Raw genomic sequence first — 20,285 nt, forward strand, 5'->3', positions numbered from 1 at the left:
TTCGGGCCGTGCGCGAACGCGGGGTCCTTGACGATGATCGCGATCACGATGCCCAGCCAGACGAGGCAGAAGGCCAGGGCCCAGAACTTGAGGTTGGTCAGCATCCTTGGCATGAGGAACTCCAGAACTACCGAAAGCGGGAAGAAAGGTCAGAGCCAGCGGTTCTTCCGGAATATTCGGTAAAGCAGGATGCACACGCCGAAGATGATCGTCATCGCCAGCGGGTAGCCGAAGCGCCAGTGCAGCTCCGGCATGTAGTCGAAGTTCATCCCGTAGATGCCTGCCAGCGCCGTCGGGACCGCGATGATCGCCGCCCACGCGGTGATCTTGCGCATGTCGGTGTTCTGCTGGAGCGTGATCTTCGCCAGTGTCGCGTCCACCAGGGTGGTCAGCAGCTCGTCGAAGTTCGCGACCCGCTCCGACACGGTCGTCAGGTGGTCGGAGACGTCACGGAAGTAGGACCGGACCTCGTCCGGGATCAGCCGCGTGTAGCCCTCGGCCAGCCGCTGCAACGGCGTCGCCAGCGGCATCACCGAACGCCGCAGCTCCAGCACTTCGCGCTTCATGAAGTAGATCTGCTCGGCGCTGACCTTGGACCGCGGCGCGAAGACCTGGGTCTCCATCTCGTCGATGTCCGACTCGATCCGCGTGGTCACGTCCAGGTAGTGGTCGACGACGTGGTCCGCGATCGCGTGCAGCACCGCGGACGGCCCGAGTTCGAGCCGCTCCGGGTCCTGGTCGAGTTCGCGGCGCAGCCGGGCGAGCCCCGAGTGGTTCCCGTGCCGCACGGTGATCACGAAATCGCGGCCGAGGAACGCCATCAGCTCGCCGGTCTCGACGATCTCGTTCGCCGTCGTCGGCGACTCGTGCTCGACGTAGCGGACCGTCTTCAGCACCATGAACAAGGTGTCGTCGTAGCGCTCCAGCTTGGGCCGCTGGTGCGCTTCGAGCGCGTCCTCGACGGCCAGCTCGTGCAGGCCGAAGGTCTCCGCGATGCCCTGGATCTGGACGGCGTCCGGCTCGTGCAGGCCGATCCAGACGAACCCGGCGTGCCGCTTGCGCACCTCTTTGATCGCCTCGGCGTGCGTCCAGCGGCCGGGCAGGCGCTTGCCCTCCACGTACACCGCGCAATCGACGACGTACGCCGAAAGGGGGACGGGCAGCGGGCGTTCGGGGACGCTCTTGGCGCGGCCGTTGCTCCGGCCGCGAAGGCCGCCGAGCGAGGGAATGGCAGGCATGGGATCTCCTGGGCAGACGTCGTGCGTTGTGCGCGAAGACGACGGGCCAAGCGGTCGGGAGGCCGCTCGGCGAGGCCAGCGTTCCCGGTTTCGTCAGCCCTGCCAGGTGGGGATCCGGCGAGATGTGAAGGCGGAAACGCTGCGACTACTAGGAAGCGGACTATCGCCACTGGACATCGGGTTCCTCACCTCCTTCGGCTCGGCGGACGGTTACGCAGTGGTGTGGGTCGCGTTGACGACCCGACACCAATGGTCGAGGGTACTCCTCAACACGAATGCCTGTCGTCCCAGGCTCACGCCGCGTTACTCGTGCAGGAGGAATGGGTGCAGTTCGGTCGCTATTACGAAGAGTTCGAGGTCGGTGCCGTCTACAAGCACTGGCCGGGCAAAACGGTCACCGAGTACGACGACCACCTGTTCTGCCTCATCACCATGAACCACCATCCGCTGCACCTCGACGCGCACTACGCCGAGGAGACCACCGACTTCGGCAAGAACGTCGTGGTCGGCAACTACGTCTACTCGCTGCTGCTCGGCATGTCGGTGCCGGACGTGTCCGGCAAGGCGATCGCGAACCTCGAGGTCGAATCGCTGAAACACGTGAAGCCGACGTTCCACGGTGACACCATCTACGGCGAGACCGAGGTGCTGGACAAGACGCCGTCGAAGTCGAAGGACGATCGCGGCGTCGTCTACGTCGAGACCCGCGGCTACAAGCAGGACGGCACAATCGTGTGTGTGTTCCGTCGCAAGGTGATGGTGCCGAAGCGGTCTTACGGTGACAGCAGGGGCGGTGAACAGCCCGGCCGTCCCGTGCCGCACGAATGACGGCTGTCACGAACGGGAAGAGGGAGCGCGTCGATGCCCATCGGGCTGGATGAGATCAAGAGCCGTCTGCGGAAGTTCGCGACCGTCGAGGCGGCCGGTGTTTCGCCGTTGTACGAGCACTTGGCGGCGAAGGCGGCCGAGGACGACGAAGTCGCCGGGCTGCTCACCGACGCGCGCGGCGGTGAAGCGCGCGGGACGCTGCTGATGGCGACGGCGCACCGGCTCATCCAGGCCGACCCGATCCACCCGCTCTCGCGGTACTACCCGTCCGTCGGCGGTTTCGACGGGGTGGACTCGGAGACGTGGCCGCTCTTCCGGTCGTTCCTGCTCGAACGGGCGGACAAGGCCAGGGCGATCATCGCCTCGCGGTACACGCAGACCAACGAGGTCCGCCGCGCCGCGCTGCTCTACCCCGCGGTGACGGCGGCGGCGAAGGAGGCGGGCGGCAAGATCGCGCTGCTCGAGGTCGGCTGTAGCGCCGGGCTGCTCCTCGGCCTGGACAGATACGGCTATCGCTACCAGTGCGACGGCGGCGAGCAGCTCACCGCCGGGCCCGCGAAGACCGCGGTCGGCCTGCACTGCGCCTTGGACCTCGCGATCGGCGCTGTCACGCCGAAGGTGCCGAAGAAGCTGACGATCACCGCCCGCGCCGGCCTTGACCGCGCCCCGGTCGACCTCGCCGACGAGGACGAGCTGGCCTGGCTCGAAGCCTGCGTCTGGGCCGACCAGCCGGACCGGATCCGCCTGCTGCGCACGGCCGCTGCTGCGCAGGGCAAACAGCGGCCCGAGCTGATCACCGGCGACGCCGTCGACGATCTCGCGTCGGCGGCCGCCACGCTGCCCGCGGACGCCCCGCTCGTCGTGCTGACCAGCCATGTGCTGGCGTACCTGGGGGAGCGGCGGGTGAACTTCCTGGAGGAACTGCGGAAACTCGCCGCGGACCGGCCGCTGTGGTGGGTCAGCGAGGAGTTCTACGCCGCCGCGCTGGAGCCGCTGGTGCCCGGCCGGGCCGAGCTGGCCGAACCCGCGGACCAGGCCGTGCTCGGGCTCGTCCGCTGGGACGGCGGCGCCCCGGACGTGCGCGCGCTGGCCAGGACGGCCCCGCACGGACAGCGGATGACCTGGCTCCCGGTTTAGCTTTTCGGCGCCGCGGAACATGTCGGGAAAGCACCGGTGAGGATAATTTTCCCCTCACGCGGTGCTTTATCCCCGAGTTATTCGCCGAATCGGTCACGGCGGGTGTCAAGCCCGCGTGCGGGTCCCGGTCGGCAGCACTCCCCAGTCGCGGAGAGTGACGAACACGAGTTCGGCCAACCGGCCGTCTTTGTCGAGTTCGATCAAGGTTTCGGCGTCGATCCACCGGGCGTCGTCGGCGTCGTCCCCGGCACGGAGAGTGCCGCCGGTGACCGTGCACGCGTAGTCGTAGATGTCGTACTCGCCGCGGAGGACGTTGCCGACACATGTGCCCGGTATCACGTCGAGTCCGGTCTCTTCCCGCATCTCACGGATGACGGCCGCTTCGTCCGTTTCGCCTGGTTCCACGTGTCCGCCGGGGACCGACCAGAGTCCCCGTCCGGGTTCATTCGCGCGCAGAATCAGCAGAATCCGGCCGAGTTCGTCGTGAACGATGCCGCCTACACAGCGGACGGTGCTGTCCGAAACGGTGTTCATTCCCGAATGGTAGACGCGGGCTTCCTGACAACGGCTGTCCTGTACACGGAGAGTAGCCGTACGGTACACTTCCCTTCGCCGGCTGACCCAAGCGCGGGACTTCCCTCCCGTGCCGGTGGAAGGTGCGGTACAAAATGAATAGCCAGTATCCGCAGTCAGTCACCGTAAGAGACAGGATTGATCGCCGTGAACGCGAAAAAGCTACTCACTTTCGCAGGAATCGCGTTGGTGCTGTTCTTCGTGATCGCGCAGCCAGGTCAGGCCGCGGGCCTCGTGGGAAACATCATCGGCTTCCTGCGTGACTCGGCCGAATCGGTGATCACCTTCGTCAGCAACGTCTTCAGCTAGCGGCAGAGCGGATAGTCTATAGGTATGTTCGCCCCACGCGATCCAGACGAGTACCTCCTCGACACCGAGCGGCGGGTCATCAGGATTCGCCGGCACTGGGCGGTGCTGCTGTGGGACACCTTCGAGGCGGTGGCCTTGCTGGCCATCTGCGTCCTGGTGTCCTATCTGCTGCCTGCCGCCGCGTGGGTGATCCAGAACATCCTCTGGTACGCCGCGTTGCTCGTCATCCTGCGTTTCGCGTACGTGGTGATGGAGTGGTGGGTCGAACGGCTGGTCGTCACGGACAAACGCTTCGTGATGACCACCGGCGTCTACACCACCAAGGTGCTGATGATGCCGATCACCAAGGTCACCGACCTCACCTACGAGCGTTCGGCGACCGGCCGGATCTTCGGCTACGGGACGATGGTGGTCGAGTCGGCCGGTCAGATCCAGGCGCTGAACCGCATCGACTACCTGCCGAAGCCGGAAGAGTTCTATGACACCATTTCGGAGCTCGTCTTCGGCGACAAGCAGAAGCAGGCCGAGCGCTTCTCCATGATCAAGGCGCAGCGTGCGGCACGCGGCAAGAAGAAGGTCGGTTAGCGCAGGTCCCGGGGTCGCTGTGACCTGGCGCATCCTCGATACTCATTCTCGATGCGCATCGACCTGCACGCCCACTCCACCGCCTCCGACGGTACCGACAGCCCTGCGGGGCTGGTCGCTGCCGCGGCGAAGGCGGGCCTCGACGTAGTCGCGATCACCGATCACGACACCACGGCCGGCTGGGCCCCGGCCGCCGAGGCACTCCCGCCGGGGCTTTCCCTCGTGCCCGGCGCCGAGCTGTCCACGATCTCCGTGGATCCGGTGTCCGGACGGCACGTCAGTGTCCACCTGCTCGCGTACCTCTTCGACCCGGAGTCGAAGGCGGTCGTCGCCGAGCAGACCCGGCTGCGGTCGGAGCGGCGCTGGCGGTTGCGCGTGATGGCCGAGCGGATGGCGGCCGACGGCCTGCCGGTCGATCCCGACGAGGTCATGTCGCTGCTGCCCGCGGACGGGTCGGCCGGACGGCCGCACCTCGCGCAAGCCCTTGTGCGGGCCGGTGTCGTCTCGTCGGTGAACGAGGCCTTCGGGAGCTACCTGGGCAACGGCAGCGGGTACTTCGTGGCGCGGCAGGACACGCTCGTCGAGGACGCGATCGACATGATCGCGGAAGCGGGCGGCGTCACCGTGATCGCGCATCCCTTCGCCTACACGCGAGGCGCGACCATCACCGTGGACGTGCTCGCCGGGCTGGCCGAACACGGGCTCACCGGCGTCGAGGTCGACCATCCGAACCACGACGAGGAAACCCGCGTCCGGCTGCACGGGCTGGCGGGAGAACTGGGGCTCGTGCGCACCGGGTCGAGCGACTACCACGGCACGAACAAGACCATCGATCTCGGTGACGAGACCACCGATCCGCTCGCGTTCGAAGAACTCGTCGCGCGGTCGACCGGGTACCAGGTCGTGACCCGGTGACGATCACGGACTTCTTCGACGCGCGCCTGTTCATGAGCGCGACGATCACGCTGATCGTCATCATGGACCCGCCCGGCACGGTGCCGGTGTTCCTGAGCCTGACCGGCCGCAAGCCGGTGGCGTTCCGTGCCAAGGCCGCGCGGCAGGCGGTGCTGGTCTCGCTGCTGGTGATCTCGCTGTTCGCCGTTGCGGGACAAGCGATCTTGTCGTATCTCGGCATCGGGATCCCGGCTCTGCAGGGCGCGGGCGGGCTCCTGCTGCTGCTCATCGCGCTGCAGTTGCTGACGGGTAAGACCGGCGGCGAGGCCGAGGCGGCGGGCGACGACGTCAACGTCGCGCTCGTGCCGCTCGGGACGCCGCTGCTCGCCGGCCCGGGCGCGATCGCGGCGACCATCGTCTTCGTGCGACAGGCCGACGGGCACGTCGGCGCGTACGTGGCTCTCGCGCTTTCGATCGTGACGGTGCACTTCGTGCTGTACCTGTGCATGCGGTACTCGGGCGTGGTCATCCGGCTGATCAAGGAAAGCGGGATCACGCTGCTGGCGAAGATCGCCGGTCTGCTGCTGGCCGCCATCGCGGTCGAGCTGGTGGCGAACTCGGTGAAGGGCTTCATCTCGGGCACGTGACCGGGGGTGGCCCAAGTACATGAAGGGGTCCTTCACGGAGCTAGGCGCGAGCAAGGGGGCCTTCATGTACCTGGGCCCGGGGCGAGGGCAAGTCCGTGAAGGCCTCCTTGCCTACCCTGAAGGTAGTGAAGGCCCCCTTCACGGACTCTGGGTCCCTTAAGGCGACCTTCACGGACCACCCGGGTCACCCCAGACACCTCAGACGCCACAGCGGGTGCGGGCGAAGGCAGCCCAAGTACATGAAGGGGTCCTTCACGGAGCTAGGCGCGAGCAAGGGGGCCTTCATGTACCAGGCGCAGACCCGGGGCGATAGCAAAGGTCCCTTGCTCCCCTCCTGGGGATCCCCTCGAAAAGTGTCGGTGGGGGTGCGTAGCGTTGCGGGCGGGGTGATCCGATGGAGCAGATTGGTTTCGACTTCGGCGTCGAAGCGCCGCGCAAGCTGACGAAGGTCTCGCCCGCGCGCCTCGCGACGTTCGAAGATTGCCCGCGCCGTTATCGCATGTCGTACCTGGACCGCCCGTCCCCGACACGCACCGGCGCGTGGGCGCACAGCACGCTGGGCGCGGTGGTGCACAACGCTTTGCGGGCGCTTTTCGACCTGCCGGTCATCAAGCGCGTGCCGCAGCGGGCGATGGCGCTCGTCGCCGAGCACTGGAAGGACGCCGGGTTCGAGGACGCCGATCAGGCGGCCAGGTACCGGGCCCGGGCCAAGGGCTGGGTCGCGGAGTACGTCGAGCACAACGACGTCAGCGTCGAGCCGGTCGGGCTGGAGCGGTGGGTTTCGGCACCCGTCACGCTCGAACCGGGCAGCGGGCCCAGCCTCATCATCGAAGGCCGTGCCGACCGTATCGACCAGCGCGGCCGGGAACTGGTGATCATCGACTACAAGACCGGCCGTCGCGAGCCGGACGAGTACGAGGCGCGCTCTTCGCAGGCCTTGGCGCTGTACGCGGTCGCGGCCGCCAGGACGTTGCGGACGCCGTGCTACCAGGTCGAGCTGCACCACGTGCCCACCGGCACCGTCGCGGCCGCCGAGCACACCGAGCAGAGCCTCGAACGCCATCTCCAGCGCGCCGACGAGACCGCCGGGGACCTGCGGCTGGCAACGGATACCCTGAACGCCGGCGGCGACGAGGACGTGTTGTTCCCCGCGCGCCCCGGCCGCCGATGCTCCTGGTGCGACTTCCGGCCCAGTTGCGCGGCAGGCCAGGAGGCCGGGCCCGCGGCTCAGCCGTGGGAGTTGCTGGCGCCCTAGATTCCCGAGACCCGACGATTGGACAGGCGAGGACGTGTCGTCACCGGACACCGAAGAACTCGCGACCACGCCGCCGCCCGCGGAGCCGGGTGAGCCCGTGGCTCCCGAACGCGGCCGTTTCTGGCGCGGGCTGACCGGTTCTCTCGCGTCCGGGATGGTCGTGCTCGCGGTGATCGTCCTCGCGATCGCCGGGATCTGCCTGTTCACCGATGCTCCCGGGCCCGGGCCGCTGATGCTGATCGGACATCCGGTCGCGGCGGTGGTCGCCGTGCTGGCCCAACGGGTCGCCGATGCGCGAAATGGTCGTATCGCGGGCTTCGCGGGTCTCGGCGTCGTCGTGAGCGTGACGGCCGCGCTGAGCTTGTTCTGGTGGAACTGACGGCAGCAAACTGCCATGTGACCGGAAAAGAGCTCCGGTCCGGCGAAACTTTGAACTCACTGGGCGCGTCGTAGACGAACACCCGCCGCGCAGCGAGGACGAAGGGCACCGTGATGACCTACCCACCCCAGCCAGGACAGCCCCAGTACGGCCAGGACGGGCAGCAGTATCCCGAGCAGCAGTACCCGGGGCAGCAATACCCGCAGGGCGGCTACGACCAGAGCGGCGCGTACCCCCAGCAGCCTCAGCAGCAGTATCCCGGCTACGGCCAGCAGTACCCCGGTCAGAACCAGCAGTACGTACAGGGCTTCGGCGGGCCGCCCGCGCCGCCGAAGAAGAGCAACACCGGCCTGCTGGTGGGTATCGCCGCCGCGGTCGTCGTACTGGTCACGCTGGCCATCACCGGGTTCGCCGCTCCCGGGTTCTTCCTGAGCGACGACAAAGCGGCAGGACCCGAAGCGACCGCGCGGGCGATCGTCGACGGCATCAACGCCCACGACAGGACCGCGTTGACGGCGCTCAAGTGCGCGGACGCGGACAAGGACGTCGAACAGGCCATCGAGCGAGTCAGCGACGTCTCGGACGCCACGCTCGGCGAGGCCACGAAGGCCTCCGAAACCGAGTACACGATGACAGTCACGTTGAACGTCGAAGGACGAACCCGTACCGGCACCGGCACGCTCGCCCGTGAGGGCGAAAAATGGTGCTGGAAGGAAATCGGCCGGTTCCGGACCAAGACCTCGACCACGACCACGCGATGACGGCGGGGCGGTAGCAAGGGACCTTTGCTATCGCCTGCCGGTCACTTGAGGGCGACCAGGGTGGGGCCGCGCTGCTCCAGCAGCACCGGCCCGACCGAAGACAGCTGCACGGGGCCGTTGTAGCCACGGCGGTCGATGCCCACGGTGCGGACCGTGGTGCCGCTCAGCTCGTCGAGCACGGCGAGCCCGCCCTTGATCGGCACGACCAGCTGTTCCCCGAAGGTCACCCCCGGCCCGGCGGAGCTGTTCAGCGACCAGCGCGGCGTGAGGTCGTCCCGTGAGAACGCCATGGTCTTCGAACCGGTGAACCAGTAGACGCCCTGCGCGGTCCACGCGGTCGTCATGATGCCGCCTTCGGGATCCTGCGCGAGGTCCGCGGCGGGCACGTCGAGCGGGTACGCCGACTTCTGTGTGCCGTCGCCGCCGTAGATGACCAGCAGTTTCTGTTCAGGAAGCGCGATCAGCGCGAGGTCGCCGGACATCGCGACGACTTTCGCGTTCTTCCCGGCGAGGACGGTGCTGTAGTCGACCTTCGGGTCGTCGGCTTCGTCGTTGGTCGCGCGGTAGACGGAGAACCGGTCGGCCGGATCGCCGGGGCAGCGTTCGATCACGCCGATCTTGCCCGCCGCGGCGGCCACCGTGCCGTAGGTGCAGCCCGTCCTCGGCTGCTTGTTCGCGTTCACGATGGCCGGGACCTGGCCGTACTCCATGCTCTTGACCAGGTCGTCGCGCCAGGTGTTGAGCAGTTTCTTGCCGGTCGTGGTGACGTGCGAGCCGTCGACGACCAGCCGGGTGCCGAGTTCGGCGTCACCGTTGCGCTGCGCGGTGCGGCGCCCGGTGCCCGTGTCGAGCTGGGTGACCTCGCTGCAGCCGGTGTCCTTGCGGTACACCGCGTCCACCTTGATCCCGGCGAGCGCGACGGTGCACAGTTCGAGGTCGCGCGAATAGCGCCAGCGGACGTCGCCGGTGTACGGGTCCCGGCCCAGAACCTCGCCCTTTTCCGCGGTGACGACGCTGTTGGCCTCGCCGATCGGAGAGGGCGTCGCCGAACTCGGCGCGTGCCACAGCTCGGTCAGCGAGCCGGGGACCTGTGCCGGTGCGGGCGGGAGCCCGGGCGGCAGCGTGGCGGCGACCTGGGTGACCGTCGCCGCGCTGTCGCTGTTCACGCCGATGACGACGCCGGTGACCGCGACGAGGGCCACGATCGCCGCGGCGAACGCGCGATCCCGCGTGCGGTTCCACGGCGAGCGCCGGGCGCGTTTCCCGGCCAGCGGCGGCTTGGTGTCCGCCACCGGCACGGGTTCGGCGTCCAGCACGTCTTCCGTGCCGATCGAGGCCGTGGTGTCCGGTTCGACGTCGTTCGACGTCTCCTCGGGTCCGTCGGGCACGGGCCGCGCCGGATCCTCGTCCGGCGCGGCGTCCCAGCGTTCGCTCACGTGCCCTAGCCCCCCACGTCCGCGGATGAAAGCTCAGTCTGCCGACGCAGGTGTATCAGAAGTCGCCGACGGACGGCGACGGCGGCGTCGGCGAGCCGGGCGCTCGGCGCTCTCGCCAGCTTCCTTCTCGACCGCGGGGCCGCTGGCTTCCGGGCTCGGCTTCGCGCCACCGCGGCTGCGGCGACGGGTCCGCGTACGGCCCTCCGAAGCGCCTTCGCTCTGGCCTTCGGCGCTGTCCGAAGCAGCGGCAGCGGCGTCGGCGGCCTCGATCTTGGCAGCCGCGTTGGCACCGCCACGGGTCCGCTTGCGCGGCGCGCGGTTGCGCTTGCGGGGAGCCTCCTCCTCGGTCGCCCCGCGGCCACGGCCGCGACGCTTGCCGCCCAGGTCCTCTTCGGCCTCGGCCGAAAGACCGGCGCGGGTCCGCTTCGACAGCGGGAGGCGCCCGGTGGTGCCCTCGGGGATGCCGAGGTCGCTGAACAGGTGCTTCGACGACGAGTACGTCTCGACCGGTTCCGGCTTGTCGAGGCCCAGCGTGTCGGAGATCAGCTTCCAGCGCGGCTCCTCGTCCCAGTCGACGAGGGTGATCGCGACACCGGTGCGCCCCGCGCGGCCGGTGCGGCCGATGCGGTGGACGTAGGTCTTCTCGTCCTCCGGCGTCTGGTAGTTGATCACGTGCGTGACGTCGTCGATGTCGATGCCGCGGGCGGCGACGTCGGTGGCGACCAGCACGTCGACCTTGCCGGAGCGGAACGCGCGTAGCGCCTGCTCGCGGGCGCCCTGCCCCAGGTCACCGTGCACGGCGGCGGCCGCGAAGCCACGCTCGACGAGTTCGTCGGCGACCTTCTGCGCGGTGCGCTTGGTGCGGGTGAAGATCATCGTCAGGCCGCGGCCCTCGGCCTGCAGCGCGCGGGCGATCAGCTCGGGCTTGTCCATCGAGTGCGCCCGGTAGACGAACTGGGTGGTGCGCTCGTGGATGGCGCCGGCGTCGTTCTCCTCGGCGCGGATGTGCGTCGGCTGGTTCAGGAACGTGCGGGCCAGCGTGATGATCGGACCCGGCATGGTCGCCGAGAACAGCATCGTCTGCCGCGCGTCCGGGACCATCCGCAGGATGCGCTCGATGTCGGGCAGGAAGCCCAGGTCGAGCATCTCGTCGGCCTCGTCCAGCACCAGGCCGCGGATCTTGCCGAGCACCAGGTGCTGCTGCTCGGCCAGGTCCAGCAGGCGGCCCGGGGTGCCGATGACGACGTCGACGCCCTTGCGGAGCGCCTCGATCTGCGGCTCGTACGGACGGCCGCCGTAGATGGCCAGCGTGCGGATGCCGAGGTGCTTGCCCGCGCCCTTGAGGTCGTTCGCGACCTGGATGCACAGCTCACGGGTCGGCACGACGACCAGCACCTGCGGGGTGCCGTCGCCGGGGACCTCGACGCGGTGCAGCAGCGGGACGCCGAAGCCCAGCGTCTTGCCCATACCGGTGCGGGCCTGGCCGATCAGGTCGTCGCCGGCCATGGCCAGCGGCAACGTCAGGGCCTGGATGGCGAAGGTGCGCTCGATGCCGGCCTCGCCGAGAGCCTTCACGATCTCCGGCTTGACGCCGAAGGAGGCGAAGGTGGGGGATTCGGGTTCCACCTCCGCGCCCGCCTGCAGCGGGTGCGACGTGTCCAGCGCGGCCGGGCCGGTCTCGCTGTGCTCCAGCGCGACGGCGGCCGGGACGCCGGTGGTGGTGTTCTGTTCGGTTGTGGTTTCGTTCGTGGTCAGGGTGCTCGCCTCTCTCGTGACCAGCGCGCACTGCCCTGGTCACCGATCGACACTCGACCACGAAAATTCGCTCGGGCTCCGCGCTACTGGCGCTGAAGCGGCCCTTCGTGGGAATGCCGCAGGATGGCGTGCACGCACATCATTCTTGTGCTGACCGGGGCCACATCGGCTGTCCTTCAGCCGTAGCGGCGTCCCGATCCGGGACGGAAGATCCGTCGTATCCGGCCGTCAGTGTACCTGGTCTGCGGTTTTAGGAAAGTCCCCCGGCGTGTCGGGAGGTGGGATCGGTCTCTTCCCGGCCGGGCGAGTGTGTTCGGGGATACTCTTTCCGCCGTGACGGAGGCAAAGCAGATCAGTGAAGGCGTAGTCGATTTGCTCGGCGTACTCGCCTATGGGGAATTGTCCGCATTCGATCGCATGGCCGAGGACGCGCGCACCGCGCCGACGCTGGCCGGACGGGCCGCGCTGGCGTCCATGGCGGCCGCCGAGATCGGGCACTACGACCTGCTCGCCAAGCACCTCGCGGGGCACGGCGTCGCCATCGAGGACGCGATGCGGCCCTTCGTCGGGCACATCGACGCCTGGCACGCCTCCACCGCGCCGCGATCGTGGCTCGAATCACTGGTGAAGGCCTACGTCGGCGACGGGCTCGCGGCGGACCTCTACCGCGAGATGGCCAGCTGGCTCGACCCCGAGACCAAGGACCTGGTGCTCACCGTGCTCGCCGACACCGGGCATTCGGCGTTCGCCGAGCGCGAGGTGGCGGCCGGGATCGAGGCGGACCCCAAGGCGCGCGACAAGCTCGCGCTGTGGGGCCGTCGTCTGCTGGGGGAGGCGCTCACGCAGGCCCAGTACGTCGTCGCGGAGCGGGACGGGCTCGCCGAACTGATCGTCCAGGGCTCGGGCGACCTTTCGGGAATCGCCGCGCTCTTCCGCCGGTTGCAGCAGGGGCACACCAAGCGCATGCAGGTGCTGGGGCTCGGCTGAGGCCTTCGGCTAGCCTTGGCGTACCAGTGAATTTCGAACTTTCAAGCGGAGGTCCCACGTGGAGGTCAAGATCGGCATCAAGGACACGCCGCGAGAGCTCGTGGTGTCCAGCAGCCAGTCGCCCGACGAGGTCGAGGAACTGGTCGCGAACGCCTTGAGGGCCGGCGACGGGATCTTCCGCCTCGACGACGAAAAGGGCCGCAAGTACATCGTGCCCACCGAGCGGATCTCCTACGTGGAGATCGCGCCGTCGGACGTCCGCAAGGTCGGTTTCGCCGTCGGTGGCTGACCCGATCGGGTCATAGTCGCATGTCACAGTGGCGTCACCGCTGCGTCTCAGCCAGCTCTCAGATTTGATCGTCACGCTAAGGCGGGGACGGCAAGGGGGCTAGCCGAGAGATGAGGTGGACGGCGTCACTGTGATGGACCGCGCGCTGGTCGACAGCGCGCGAACTGTTCCCGGACAAGGCAAACGGGTCGCGGGGCGGCTGACCGGCATCGACGTCGCCCGCGGCCTGGCCGTACTCGGCATGTACGCGGTGCATGTCGGCCCCGAACCCGCCAAAGGCGGCGTCGGGGTGCTGTTCAAGCCGTTCGAAGGCCACTCCGCGGCGCTGTTCGCGGTGCTGGCCGGCGTCTCCATCGCGCTGATGTCCGGCGGCCGCCGCCCGAAACTGGGCCGCGACCGCACGCGCGTCGCGCTGAAGCTGGCTACCCGCGCCCCGCTGCTGGTGGCGCTGGGGCTGTGGCTGACCAGCCTCGAGACCGGCTACATGGTGATCCTGGCCTACTACGGGGCCTGTTTCCTCTTCGCGATCCCCTGGCTGCGCGCGGGTGCGAAGGCGCTGGCGATCGCCTCGGTCGTCGTCGCCGTGGTGGGCCCGCTGCTGTCGCATCTGATCCGGATCCAGCTGCTGCCCCGTGACCTGCTCTTCTTCGCGCCGGACCTGACCGCGGACGACGTCACGTCGACCGGGCTGCTGAAGGCCGCGACCGTGCTCGTGCTGACCGGGACCTTCCCCGCGCTGACGCTGATAGCGTACGTGTTCGCGGGGATGGCGATCGGGCGGATGGATCTGACTTCGCGCAGCGTGTGCCGCCGGCTGTTCTTCGGCGGGTCGGGGCTCGCGGTGGGCGGGTACCTCGTGTCCTGGATCGCGACCGGGCCGCTTGGCGGCATGCAGGCCGTCTACCGGTCACTGGAACCGGCCGCCGCGCAGATGGGGATGACGCCGCAGGAGTTCTTCCGCCTGCACCAGACCTGGATCCACGGCACGCCGCCGACCACCAGCTGGGCCTGGGAACTGCTGCCGACGGGGACTTCGTACACGCCGTTCGACCTGCTGATCTCGATCGGGATCGCGGCGGCGGTGATCGGGGGCTGCCAGCTGCTGATGCCGAAGTTCGAGCGCGTGCTGCGGCCGCTTTCGGACCTGGGCGGGCGGGTGCTGAGCGCGTACGTGCTGCATTTCGTGGCGATCGCGCTGCTGTGGGACGGGAGCGACGGCGACTCGATCTTCAGCGTGCTGCACTTCGTCGAGTTCTCGGTGGTCGCGCTGACCGGCGCGGTGCTGTGGCGGAAGTTCGTCGGGCGCGGGCCGCTGGAATGGGCGATGAACAAGCTTTCGAGCTGGCCGAAGCATCTCTTCGCGGATGCGCGGGTGCCTGCTCAGCGGCGGGGCTGAACGCAAAGGTCCCTTGCTGTCGCGCGGGGTGGCCGAAAGTCCGTGAAGGCCTCCTTGAGGGACCCTGGGTCCCTCAAGGAGGCCTTCACGGACTTTGGAGGAGAGGTGTCAGGCGTTGAGTTCGTTCAGCTCTTCGAGGCTGGTCGGCACGTGGAAGGGCGGCGTGCTGGTGCCCATGATGCGGTAGCGGTCCCACGGGTCCGGGTCGGAGAGTTCGCCCTTCGCGGTGTACTCGCCCGCGCGGATCTCGACGGCGGTCTTCTTGCCGCCTGCGGCCGCGGACACCTGCTCGTTGGTGGCCACGCGCCCGTACCAGCGGTAGTACCCGTCGATGGGCTGGAAATAGCCCCGCAGGTCGACCGTGGCCGTGATCTCGGCTCCGTCGATCACGAGGACCGCTTCGCCGACGTAGCCGTCTTCGTCGTGCTCGCTCATTGCCCCTCCGCCTGGTTTTCCTGGGTCTTCCGCATCTGGACGACCTTGTTCTCTTCGAGCGGCAGGTTCGGGTCGATGACGATGCCCTGCTGCCGGGAGAGGCCGTCGATCGCGGCCCAGATGATCTGCGTCAGGTATTCGACGACGCTGTCGCGGCCCATCGAGCGCCGGTCCAGCCACCATTCGCCGGTGCTCTGCACCATGCCGACGATGCCGTGCGCCCAAGGTTCGGCGGCGCCGGAGTCCATGTTGAACATCCGCATGTAGTCGCCGAGCAGCGCGGTCAGCGCGGTGGCGATCAGTTCCTTGTCCTCGGCGACGACGTCGGATTTGACGAGCACCTTCTCCTGCAGGCCGCCGCGCGCGAGCAAGCGGTACAGGTTGGGGTGCTCCTCGATGACGCTGAAGAACGAGTCGAGCGCCATCCGGATCCGGGGGACCGGGGCCAGCTCGGAGTTGATCGCCGGGATCAGCCGCTGGAAGAGGATCTCCGTGCCGCGCTGCCCGAGCGCGACGTACAGATCCGCCTTGTCGTCGAAGTGCCGGTACAGCACGGGTTTCGTGACGCCCGCCTCGGCGGCGACGTCCTCCATGCCGAGGTCCGGGCCGTGCGAGTCGAGCGCGCGGAGGGCGGCCTCGACGAACTCCGCGCGGCGCGCGATCCGGTGCTTGCGCCAGCGGTCGCGACGGGCGTCACCCGTGTCGGCCTCACCCGCCGTGGGGTGCTTGCTCGACTGCTTGCTGTTGCGCTTGACACGTTCGATCACCCCAGTCATGCTACCAGAGGTAACTGTTACCGCGAGTTACAGATAGGGGTGTGTCGGCAATGACGCGGGCGCTGAAAGAGACAGACCGGGAGAAGACGGCCGAGCGGCTGCTGAAGTCTTCCGCCAACAAGTTCTACGACCCCGACGTCGACATCGACTGGAACGCTCCGCTCGTGGACGGGAAGCGCTTCATCCCGGCACACCGTTCTTCGCTCTACGGCACGAAGCTGTGGGACTCGCTCTCCGAAGAGCAGCGCATCGAACTCGGCAAGCACGAGGTCGCGAGCGTCGCCACGACCGGGCTGTGGTTCGAAATCCTCTTGATGCAGATGCTGCTCAAAGAGGTCTACGAAGAAGACCCGACCAGCTCGCACGCGCAGTACGCGTTGACAGAGATCGCGGACGAATGCCGTCACTCGACGATGTTCGCGCGGATGGCTTCGCGGATCGGCTGCCCGTCCTACGGGCCCGTGCCGTGGCTGCGGCGGCTGGCGAAACTGATGCCGTCGATCAGCTACGGGCCCGCGCGCTACGGCGCGATCCTCGTCGCCGAAGAGGTCCTCGACCGGCTTCAGCGCGAGCAGATGAACGACCCGGACATCCAGCCGCTGGTGCGCATGGTCAACCGGATCCACGTTCTCGAAGAAGCCCGGCACGTCACCTTCGCCCGCGAAGAGGTCACTCGCGGGATGGCGAAGCTGACGAAGAAGGAGATCGTCTATCAGCAGTTCATCATCGCGCTGATCTCGTACTTCGTGACCCGGGCCTTCATCAACCCGCGCGTCTACAAGGCGGTCGGCATCCGGCCGCGTGACGGTGTCGAAGCCGCGCTCAGCAATCCCCACTGGCGCGAAAGCATCCAGTGGGCGGGCGAGAAGATCATGCCGTTCCTGCAGGAATCCGGTCTGGTCGGCAAGCCCGGCATGTACTTCTGGCGCAAGTCCTTCCTGCTGCCGGGGAAGCGATGAGGGGCGTCAAGCAGCGCGGCACCGTCTCGTGGGACCCGTCCCGCGAGCACCGCTTCGTGACCGGTGACGGCACCGCCCTGCACGTCGAGACGAGCGGCCCCGCCGACTCCGAACTCACGCTGGTCCTCGTCCACGGCTGGACCCAGGACCACCGGACCTGGGACGGCGTGGCCTCGCGGCTCGGCGATTCCGTCCGGACCCTGCGCTACGACCTGCGCGGGCACGGCGGTTCCGCGCCGGCGAAACCGGGGACGGCCACGATCGCGACCCTCGCCGACGACCTCGCCGAGCTGATCCAGGACCGCGTTCCGAACGGGCCGCTCGTGCTCGCCGGTCACTCCATGGGCGGGATGACCATCATGGAGTTGTCCCGCAGGCACCCCGACCTCGTGGCCCGGCGCGTCGCAGGGGTCGCGTTCGTCGCCACATCGTCCGGTGAGATGGACCGGATCACCCTCGGCCTGCCGGGGATCGCGGGCAGTGGCGCGGCGAGGTTCGAACGGAGGCTCGCGAAGCTGCTCGCGAAGAACCGTCGGGACGCCTTGCCGTTGCCGCTGTCCGTGGTGCGCCCCGGCGCGCGGCTGCTCGTCTTCGGACGGCGTCCGCGGCGGGCCGATGTGGACTCGGTCGCCGAACAGCTGCTGTGCGCGCATCCGGCGAGCGTCGCCGGATTCCAGGACGCGATCTCGCGGCACGACTGCCGCGTCACGCTGTCCGCGCTGCAGGGGAAACCGGTGATCGTGCTGTCGGGGGAGCGGGACCGGCTCTGCCCGACCCCGCACGCCAAGGTCATCGCCGACGCGCTGCCGGAGGCCGAATTCGTGCGGTACCCGGGCGCTGGGCACATGCTGCCGCAGGAGCGGGCGCAAGAGGTTTCAGATCGCATCGCGGCACTCGTCCGCCGCGCCGCGAGGGTCTGAAAAGGGAGCAAGGGACCTTTGCTGTCGCTCTCGGTGGGGCAGGCGACAGCAAAGGTCCCTTGCTCCGTTCAGAGGCGGGTGTAGCCGTTTTCCAGCAGGCGGACGCCCGTCGCCTGGTACGCGTCCTGGTCGTCCGGCGCGATGGTCGCCAGCCCGTCGACGTAGCGGTTGAACATGCAGAACGCGGCCGCGATCAGGACCGTGTCGTGGATTTCGACATCCGTCGCGCCCTCGGCGCGGGCGGCGGCGATCAGGTCTTCGCTCACGGATTTCCCGCCTTCGCGGACGGCGAGCGCGACGTGCAGCAGCGCCTTCACCTTCGCGGACACGGGCGCGCCGTCGACGTCCGTCCAAGCCGCTTCGACGACCGGCATGCCGCCTTCGAGCGCTTCGGCCGCGACGGCGGCGTGACTGCGCGAGCAGAACGTGCAGTCGTTGCCGCGCGAGACGACCGCGCCGATCAGCTCGCGTTCGCCCACGCTGAGGCTGCTCGGGCCGCGAAGCAGGACTTCGGCGAGTTGCCCGAGCGGCGCCGCCGTTTCCGGCCGGTAGGCGAACAAGGCGGTGATGCCGGGCAGGTTCTCGTCGAGCGCGATGTGGGGCATGGGGGACTCCTCGCGGATCGGCAAAGTGATCGCCCGATTCATAGCCGAGAACGGGCCTGGCCCGGTGCCGCCGTTCGTGGTTGAGTCGGATGGACACGCACGAGGGGGCATCGTGATCGTCCGAATCCGCCCCCTCGCGGGCCGCGCGCGAGTACCTGGGCCTGCCCCGACTGGCGCCGGGCGCGCCCGCCGCCGGCAACCCACGCACTTCGTCCTCTGAACGCGGTGGTCGCGTTGCGCAAGGGCCGCATTCAGAGGACGAAACGCGATCAGTGCTGGAGCGGGAAGCCACCGCCGATGCCTCGCCAGGCGAGGTTGGCGGTGAGGGCGACGGCCTCTTCGCGGCTCATCGACTTGTGGTGCGCCAGCCAGAACCGCGCGCTGACCTGTGAGAGGCCCACCAGGCCGACGGCGAGCAGCCGCGCCTTGTCCTCATCGAGGCCCGCGTCGGCGGTGATGGTCTCGGTGATCGCGTCGACACTGGCCGACGTCGCCCGGTCCACCGCCTCCTGCACGGCGGGCTCGCCGCGCAGATCGGACTCGAAGACCATGCGGAACGCGCCGGCGTCGTTGTTGACGAAGTCGAAGAACGCGCCGACGGTCGCCGGGACACGCTGCTTGTTGTCCGTCGTGGAGTCGAGTGCTTCCGTGACCCGCCGCACCAGCTCGTCGACGTGGCTCTCCAGCAGCGCGATGTAGAGGTCGAGCTTGCCGGGGAAGTGCTGGTAGAGGACCGGCTTGCTGACTCCGGCCTCTTCGGCGATCTCGTCCATCGCGGCGGCGTGGTAGCCGTTCGCGGCGAACACACGCTGCGCGGCGGCCAGCAGCTGGGCGCGGCGTTCCGTTCTGGGCAGCCGGACGCCTCGGGCCAGTCGCGCCATTTCTGTCATCGTTCCTCCAGTTCGAGGCACTCGTCTCCGCCGAGAACGCGTCAGCCTTGGACTCATCAGCGCAGTCGAGCGGGCTCCGCGGGGCGGGGTCACCGCCGCGTGAAGTGAGCTCAAGATTACTCGCCGGTACGGCCGGACCGCCAAGGGTCGGGCATCCTTGACGCTGTGTCTTCTTCAGTTTCCCGTGCCGCCCGGGGTCGTCCGCCGCTGACCCACGTACCGCTGTCGCGCAGGTCGTTGCCGTCGCTGGACCCCGCGCCGCCACCTTGGCCCGGGGAAACAATAGGTGTCGGCGGGGTGAAATTGCACATCCGCAGGACACCGGGTGGCCCGGCGACGGCGGTCTACGTCCACGGGCTCGGCGGCTCGTCCACGAACTGGACCGACCTCGCCGCGCTGCTGGCGCCCCAGGCGGGAGGCACTTCGGTCGATTTGCCCGGCTTCGGCTATTCAGAGCCGCCGGACGGCTTCGACTTCAGCCTCGACGCGCACGCCGAGGTCGTCGCGAGCCACATCGAGAGCCTCGAAACCGGGCCCGTGCACCTGCTCGGCAACTCCATGGGCGGCGCGGTCGCGCTGCTCGTCGCGGCCCGACGCCCGGAGCTGGTGAAGACACTGACGCTGATCTCGCCCGCGATGCCGGATCTGCGTCCCAGCATGAAGCGGCTGTCCGACCCGCGGATGGCGTTCGCGTACCTGCCGCTGGTCGGCCCGCGGGTGCGCCGTCAGCTGGCCGCGCTCGGCCCGCGCGAGCGCGCGATGCAGGTCATCAAGCTGTGCTTCGCCGATCCGTCCCGCTTCGCCGAAAGCCGGCTGGACGAACTCGAGCAGGAGCACAGCGCCCGTGCCGGGTTCGCCTGGGCCGCCCCCGCGCTGGCGCGCAGCACGTTCGGCATCTTCCGGACGTGGTCCGCGCGCGGTCCAGCGTCGCTGTGGGCCGTCGCGCCGACCGTCTCCACGCCTGCTCTCGTCGTGTGGGGGCAGCACGACCGGGTGATCTCCGTCCGGCGCGCGGAGCGGACCGCTCGGCTACTTCCGCACGCCCGGTTGCTCGTTCTCCCCCGAACCGGCCACGTGGCGCAGATGGAACGCCCGAATGTCGTAGCGAAAGCCGTTTTGGCGATGTGGGAAGCGGTCGAATCGGGCACCTGGTAGCCCATTCGGGTGGGCGGGACACGCCGCGCGATGCGCCGGTCGCTCACAACATCACAGTTCGGTTATGGCACTCTGG

The 20,285-nt window shown here is 68.6% G+C and carries 23 protein-coding genes; 15 read left to right on the plus strand and 8 right to left on the minus strand.

Annotation, left to right across the window (positions count from 1 at the left end):
• Window positions 1-149: 149 nt before the first annotated feature.
• Window positions 150-1,238, minus strand: a complete 1,089-nt coding sequence (gene corA, locus AB0N89_RS24280) for a magnesium/cobalt transporter CorA (RefSeq protein ID WP_364208017.1) — start codon at window positions 1,236-1,238, stop codon at window positions 150-152.
• Window positions 1,239-1,487: 249 nt separating this feature from the next.
• On the opposite strand from corA, the gene AB0N89_RS24285 reads away from it, so the two are divergent.
• Together AB0N89_RS24285 and AB0N89_RS24290 are read left to right on the plus strand one after the other, a co-directional pair.
• The gene (locus AB0N89_RS24285; protein WP_342364835.1) at window positions 1,488-2,066 is read left to right on the plus strand and encodes a MaoC family dehydratase; all 579 of its coding nucleotides are present in this window, start codon (window positions 1,488-1,490) and stop codon (window positions 2,064-2,066) included.
• 33 nt (window positions 2,067-2,099) lie between these two features.
• On the plus strand, window positions 2,100-3,203 hold the full coding sequence (locus AB0N89_RS24290) for a DUF2332 domain-containing protein (RefSeq protein WP_364208020.1): 1,104 nt from the start codon (window positions 2,100-2,102) through the stop codon (window positions 3,201-3,203).
• A gap of 105 nt (window positions 3,204-3,308) precedes the next feature.
• On the opposite strand, the gene AB0N89_RS24295 is transcribed toward AB0N89_RS24290, so the two are convergent.
• Window positions 3,309-3,737, minus strand: coding sequence for an NUDIX domain-containing protein (locus AB0N89_RS24295; RefSeq protein WP_364208023.1), 429 nt, complete (start codon window positions 3,735-3,737; stop codon window positions 3,309-3,311).
• 177 nt (window positions 3,738-3,914) lie between these two features.
• On the opposite strand from AB0N89_RS24295, the gene AB0N89_RS24300 reads away from it, so the two are divergent.
• The 7 genes from AB0N89_RS24300 to AB0N89_RS24330 all read left to right on the plus strand — a co-directional run bounded on the left by AB0N89_RS24300 (window position 3,915) and on the right by AB0N89_RS24330 (window position 8,606).
• Entirely contained in the window at window positions 3,915-4,085 is a 171-nt protein-coding gene (locus AB0N89_RS24300) for a hypothetical protein (protein ID WP_085939772.1), read from the plus strand.
• A 24-nt stretch (window positions 4,086-4,109) separates the two neighbouring features.
• Window positions 4,110-4,670, plus strand: coding sequence for a PH domain-containing protein (locus tag AB0N89_RS24305; protein WP_364208026.1), 561 nt, complete (start codon window positions 4,110-4,112; stop codon window positions 4,668-4,670).
• A 51-nt stretch (window positions 4,671-4,721) separates the two neighbouring features.
• Complete coding sequence (locus AB0N89_RS24310) at window positions 4,722-5,585, plus strand: PHP domain-containing protein (protein ID WP_364208029.1); 864 nt, start codon at window positions 4,722-4,724, stop codon at window positions 5,583-5,585.
• Window positions 5,582-6,211, plus strand: coding sequence for a MarC family protein (locus tag AB0N89_RS24315; protein ID WP_360092225.1), 630 nt, complete (start codon window positions 5,582-5,584; stop codon window positions 6,209-6,211). The genes AB0N89_RS24310 and AB0N89_RS24315 overlap by 4 nt, the downstream gene beginning before the upstream one ends.
• A 394-nt stretch (window positions 6,212-6,605) precedes the next feature.
• Window positions 6,606-7,466: a PD-(D/E)XK nuclease family protein gene (locus tag AB0N89_RS24320; protein WP_364208033.1), complete on the plus strand. Its 861-nt coding sequence runs from the start codon at window positions 6,606-6,608 to the stop codon at window positions 7,464-7,466.
• 34 nt (window positions 7,467-7,500) lie between these two features.
• Complete coding sequence (locus AB0N89_RS24325; RefSeq protein WP_364208036.1) at window positions 7,501-7,845, plus strand: hypothetical protein; 345 nt, start codon at window positions 7,501-7,503, stop codon at window positions 7,843-7,845.
• Window positions 7,846-7,958: 113 nt separating this feature from the next.
• Entirely contained in the window at window positions 7,959-8,606 is a 648-nt protein-coding gene (locus AB0N89_RS24330; protein WP_364208039.1) for a hypothetical protein, read from the plus strand.
• A gap of 41 nt (window positions 8,607-8,647) precedes the next feature.
• Here the strand turns inward: AB0N89_RS24330 and AB0N89_RS24335 are convergent, their stop codons facing one another.
• Together AB0N89_RS24335 and AB0N89_RS24340 are read right to left on the minus strand one after the other, a co-directional pair.
• On the minus strand, window positions 8,648-10,042 hold the full coding sequence (locus AB0N89_RS24335; protein WP_364208042.1) for a hypothetical protein: 1,395 nt from the start codon (window positions 10,040-10,042) through the stop codon (window positions 8,648-8,650).
• A gap of 33 nt (window positions 10,043-10,075) precedes the next feature.
• Window positions 10,076-11,668: a DEAD/DEAH box helicase gene (locus tag AB0N89_RS24340; RefSeq protein WP_364208045.1), complete on the minus strand. Its 1,593-nt coding sequence runs from the start codon at window positions 11,666-11,668 to the stop codon at window positions 10,076-10,078.
• Window positions 11,669-12,130: 462 nt separating this feature from the next.
• On the opposite strand from AB0N89_RS24340, the gene AB0N89_RS24345 reads away from it, so the two are divergent.
• The 3 genes from AB0N89_RS24345 to AB0N89_RS24355 all read left to right on the plus strand — a co-directional run bounded on the left by AB0N89_RS24345 (window position 12,131) and on the right by AB0N89_RS24355 (window position 14,469).
• Window positions 12,131-12,784 (plus strand): ferritin-like fold-containing protein, encoded by a 654-nt coding sequence (locus tag AB0N89_RS24345; RefSeq protein WP_364208048.1) that lies wholly within the window; start codon window positions 12,131-12,133, stop codon window positions 12,782-12,784.
• 58 nt (window positions 12,785-12,842) lie between these two features.
• Window positions 12,843-13,073, plus strand: a complete 231-nt coding sequence (locus tag AB0N89_RS24350) for a DUF3107 domain-containing protein (RefSeq protein ID WP_364208051.1) — start codon at window positions 12,843-12,845, stop codon at window positions 13,071-13,073.
• Window positions 13,074-13,188: 115 nt separating this feature from the next.
• Entirely contained in the window at window positions 13,189-14,469 is a 1,281-nt protein-coding gene (locus tag AB0N89_RS24355) for a DUF418 domain-containing protein (protein WP_364208054.1), read from the plus strand.
• A gap of 108 nt (window positions 14,470-14,577) precedes the next feature.
• Here the strand turns inward: AB0N89_RS24355 and AB0N89_RS24360 are convergent, their stop codons facing one another.
• A complete protein-coding gene (locus tag AB0N89_RS24360; protein ID WP_364208057.1) occupies window positions 14,578-14,904 on the minus strand; it encodes a DUF4873 domain-containing protein in 327 nt (108 codons plus the stop codon).
• Window positions 14,901-15,680, minus strand: a complete 780-nt coding sequence (locus AB0N89_RS24365) for a TetR/AcrR family transcriptional regulator (RefSeq protein WP_039919883.1) — start codon at window positions 15,678-15,680, stop codon at window positions 14,901-14,903. Before AB0N89_RS24365 ends, AB0N89_RS24360 begins: the two co-directional genes overlap by 4 nt.
• Before the next feature lie 50 nt (window positions 15,681-15,730).
• Here AB0N89_RS24365 and AB0N89_RS24370 point away from each other — a divergent pair, with 50 nt between their 5' ends.
• Together AB0N89_RS24370 and AB0N89_RS24375 are read left to right on the plus strand one after the other, a co-directional pair.
• Window positions 15,731-16,639 (plus strand): diiron oxygenase, encoded by a 909-nt coding sequence (locus AB0N89_RS24370; RefSeq protein WP_364208061.1) that lies wholly within the window; start codon window positions 15,731-15,733, stop codon window positions 16,637-16,639.
• Window positions 16,636-17,559: an alpha/beta hydrolase gene (locus AB0N89_RS24375; RefSeq protein WP_364208064.1), complete on the plus strand. Its 924-nt coding sequence runs from the start codon at window positions 16,636-16,638 to the stop codon at window positions 17,557-17,559. The genes AB0N89_RS24370 and AB0N89_RS24375 overlap by 4 nt, the downstream gene beginning before the upstream one ends.
• Before the next feature lie 68 nt (window positions 17,560-17,627).
• On the opposite strand, the gene AB0N89_RS24380 is transcribed toward AB0N89_RS24375, so the two are convergent.
• Complete coding sequence (locus AB0N89_RS24380) at window positions 17,628-18,164, minus strand: carboxymuconolactone decarboxylase family protein (RefSeq protein WP_364208067.1); 537 nt, start codon at window positions 18,162-18,164, stop codon at window positions 17,628-17,630.
• 269 nt (window positions 18,165-18,433) lie between these two features.
• Entirely contained in the window at window positions 18,434-19,054 is a 621-nt protein-coding gene (locus tag AB0N89_RS24385) for a TetR/AcrR family transcriptional regulator (RefSeq protein ID WP_364208071.1), read from the minus strand.
• A gap of 297 nt (window positions 19,055-19,351) precedes the next feature.
• Here AB0N89_RS24385 and AB0N89_RS24390 point away from each other — a divergent pair, with 297 nt between their 5' ends.
• Window positions 19,352-20,209: an alpha/beta fold hydrolase gene (locus tag AB0N89_RS24390; RefSeq protein WP_364208074.1), complete on the plus strand. Its 858-nt coding sequence runs from the start codon at window positions 19,352-19,354 to the stop codon at window positions 20,207-20,209.
• The last annotated feature ends 76 nt before the right edge of the window (window positions 20,210-20,285 follow it).

The sequence above is a fragment of the Amycolatopsis sp. NPDC089917 genome (assembly GCF_040684635.1).
GTDB lineage: Bacteria > Actinomycetota > Actinomycetes > Mycobacteriales > Pseudonocardiaceae > Amycolatopsis.

Coding starts and splice junctions, on each gene's coding strand:
- corA (WP_364208017.1), bottom strand. CDS start 1,238: ATGCCTGCCATTCCCTCGCTCGGCGGCCTTCGCGGCCGGAGCAACGGC.
- AB0N89_RS24330 (WP_364208039.1), top strand. CDS start 7,959: ATGACCTACCCACCCCAGCCAGGACAGCCCCAGTACGGCCAGGACGGG.
- AB0N89_RS24310 (WP_364208029.1), top strand. CDS start 4,722: ATGCGCATCGACCTGCACGCCCACTCCACCGCCTCCGACGGTACCGAC.
- AB0N89_RS24375 (WP_364208064.1), top strand. CDS start 16,636: ATGAGGGGCGTCAAGCAGCGCGGCACCGTCTCGTGGGACCCGTCCCGC.
- AB0N89_RS24320 (WP_364208033.1), top strand. CDS start 6,606: ATGGAGCAGATTGGTTTCGACTTCGGCGTCGAAGCGCCGCGCAAGCTG.
- AB0N89_RS24305 (WP_364208026.1), top strand. CDS start 4,110: ATGTTCGCCCCACGCGATCCAGACGAGTACCTCCTCGACACCGAGCGG.
- AB0N89_RS24385 (WP_364208071.1), bottom strand. CDS start 19,054: ATGACAGAAATGGCGCGACTGGCCCGAGGCGTCCGGCTGCCCAGAACG.
- AB0N89_RS24295 (WP_364208023.1), bottom strand. CDS start 3,737: ATGAACACCGTTTCGGACAGCACCGTCCGCTGTGTAGGCGGCATCGTT.
- AB0N89_RS24360 (WP_364208057.1), bottom strand. CDS start 14,904: ATGAGCGAGCACGACGAAGACGGCTACGTCGGCGAAGCGGTCCTCGTG.
- AB0N89_RS24290 (WP_364208020.1), top strand. CDS start 2,100: ATGCCCATCGGGCTGGATGAGATCAAGAGCCGTCTGCGGAAGTTCGCG.
- AB0N89_RS24365 (WP_039919883.1), bottom strand. CDS start 15,680: ATGACTGGGGTGATCGAACGTGTCAAGCGCAACAGCAAGCAGTCGAGC.
- AB0N89_RS24370 (WP_364208061.1), top strand. CDS start 15,731: ATGACGCGGGCGCTGAAAGAGACAGACCGGGAGAAGACGGCCGAGCGG.
- AB0N89_RS24285 (WP_342364835.1), top strand. CDS start 1,488: ATGGTCGAGGGTACTCCTCAACACGAATGCCTGTCGTCCCAGGCTCAC.
- AB0N89_RS24380 (WP_364208067.1), bottom strand. CDS start 18,164: ATGCCCCACATCGCGCTCGACGAGAACCTGCCCGGCATCACCGCCTTG.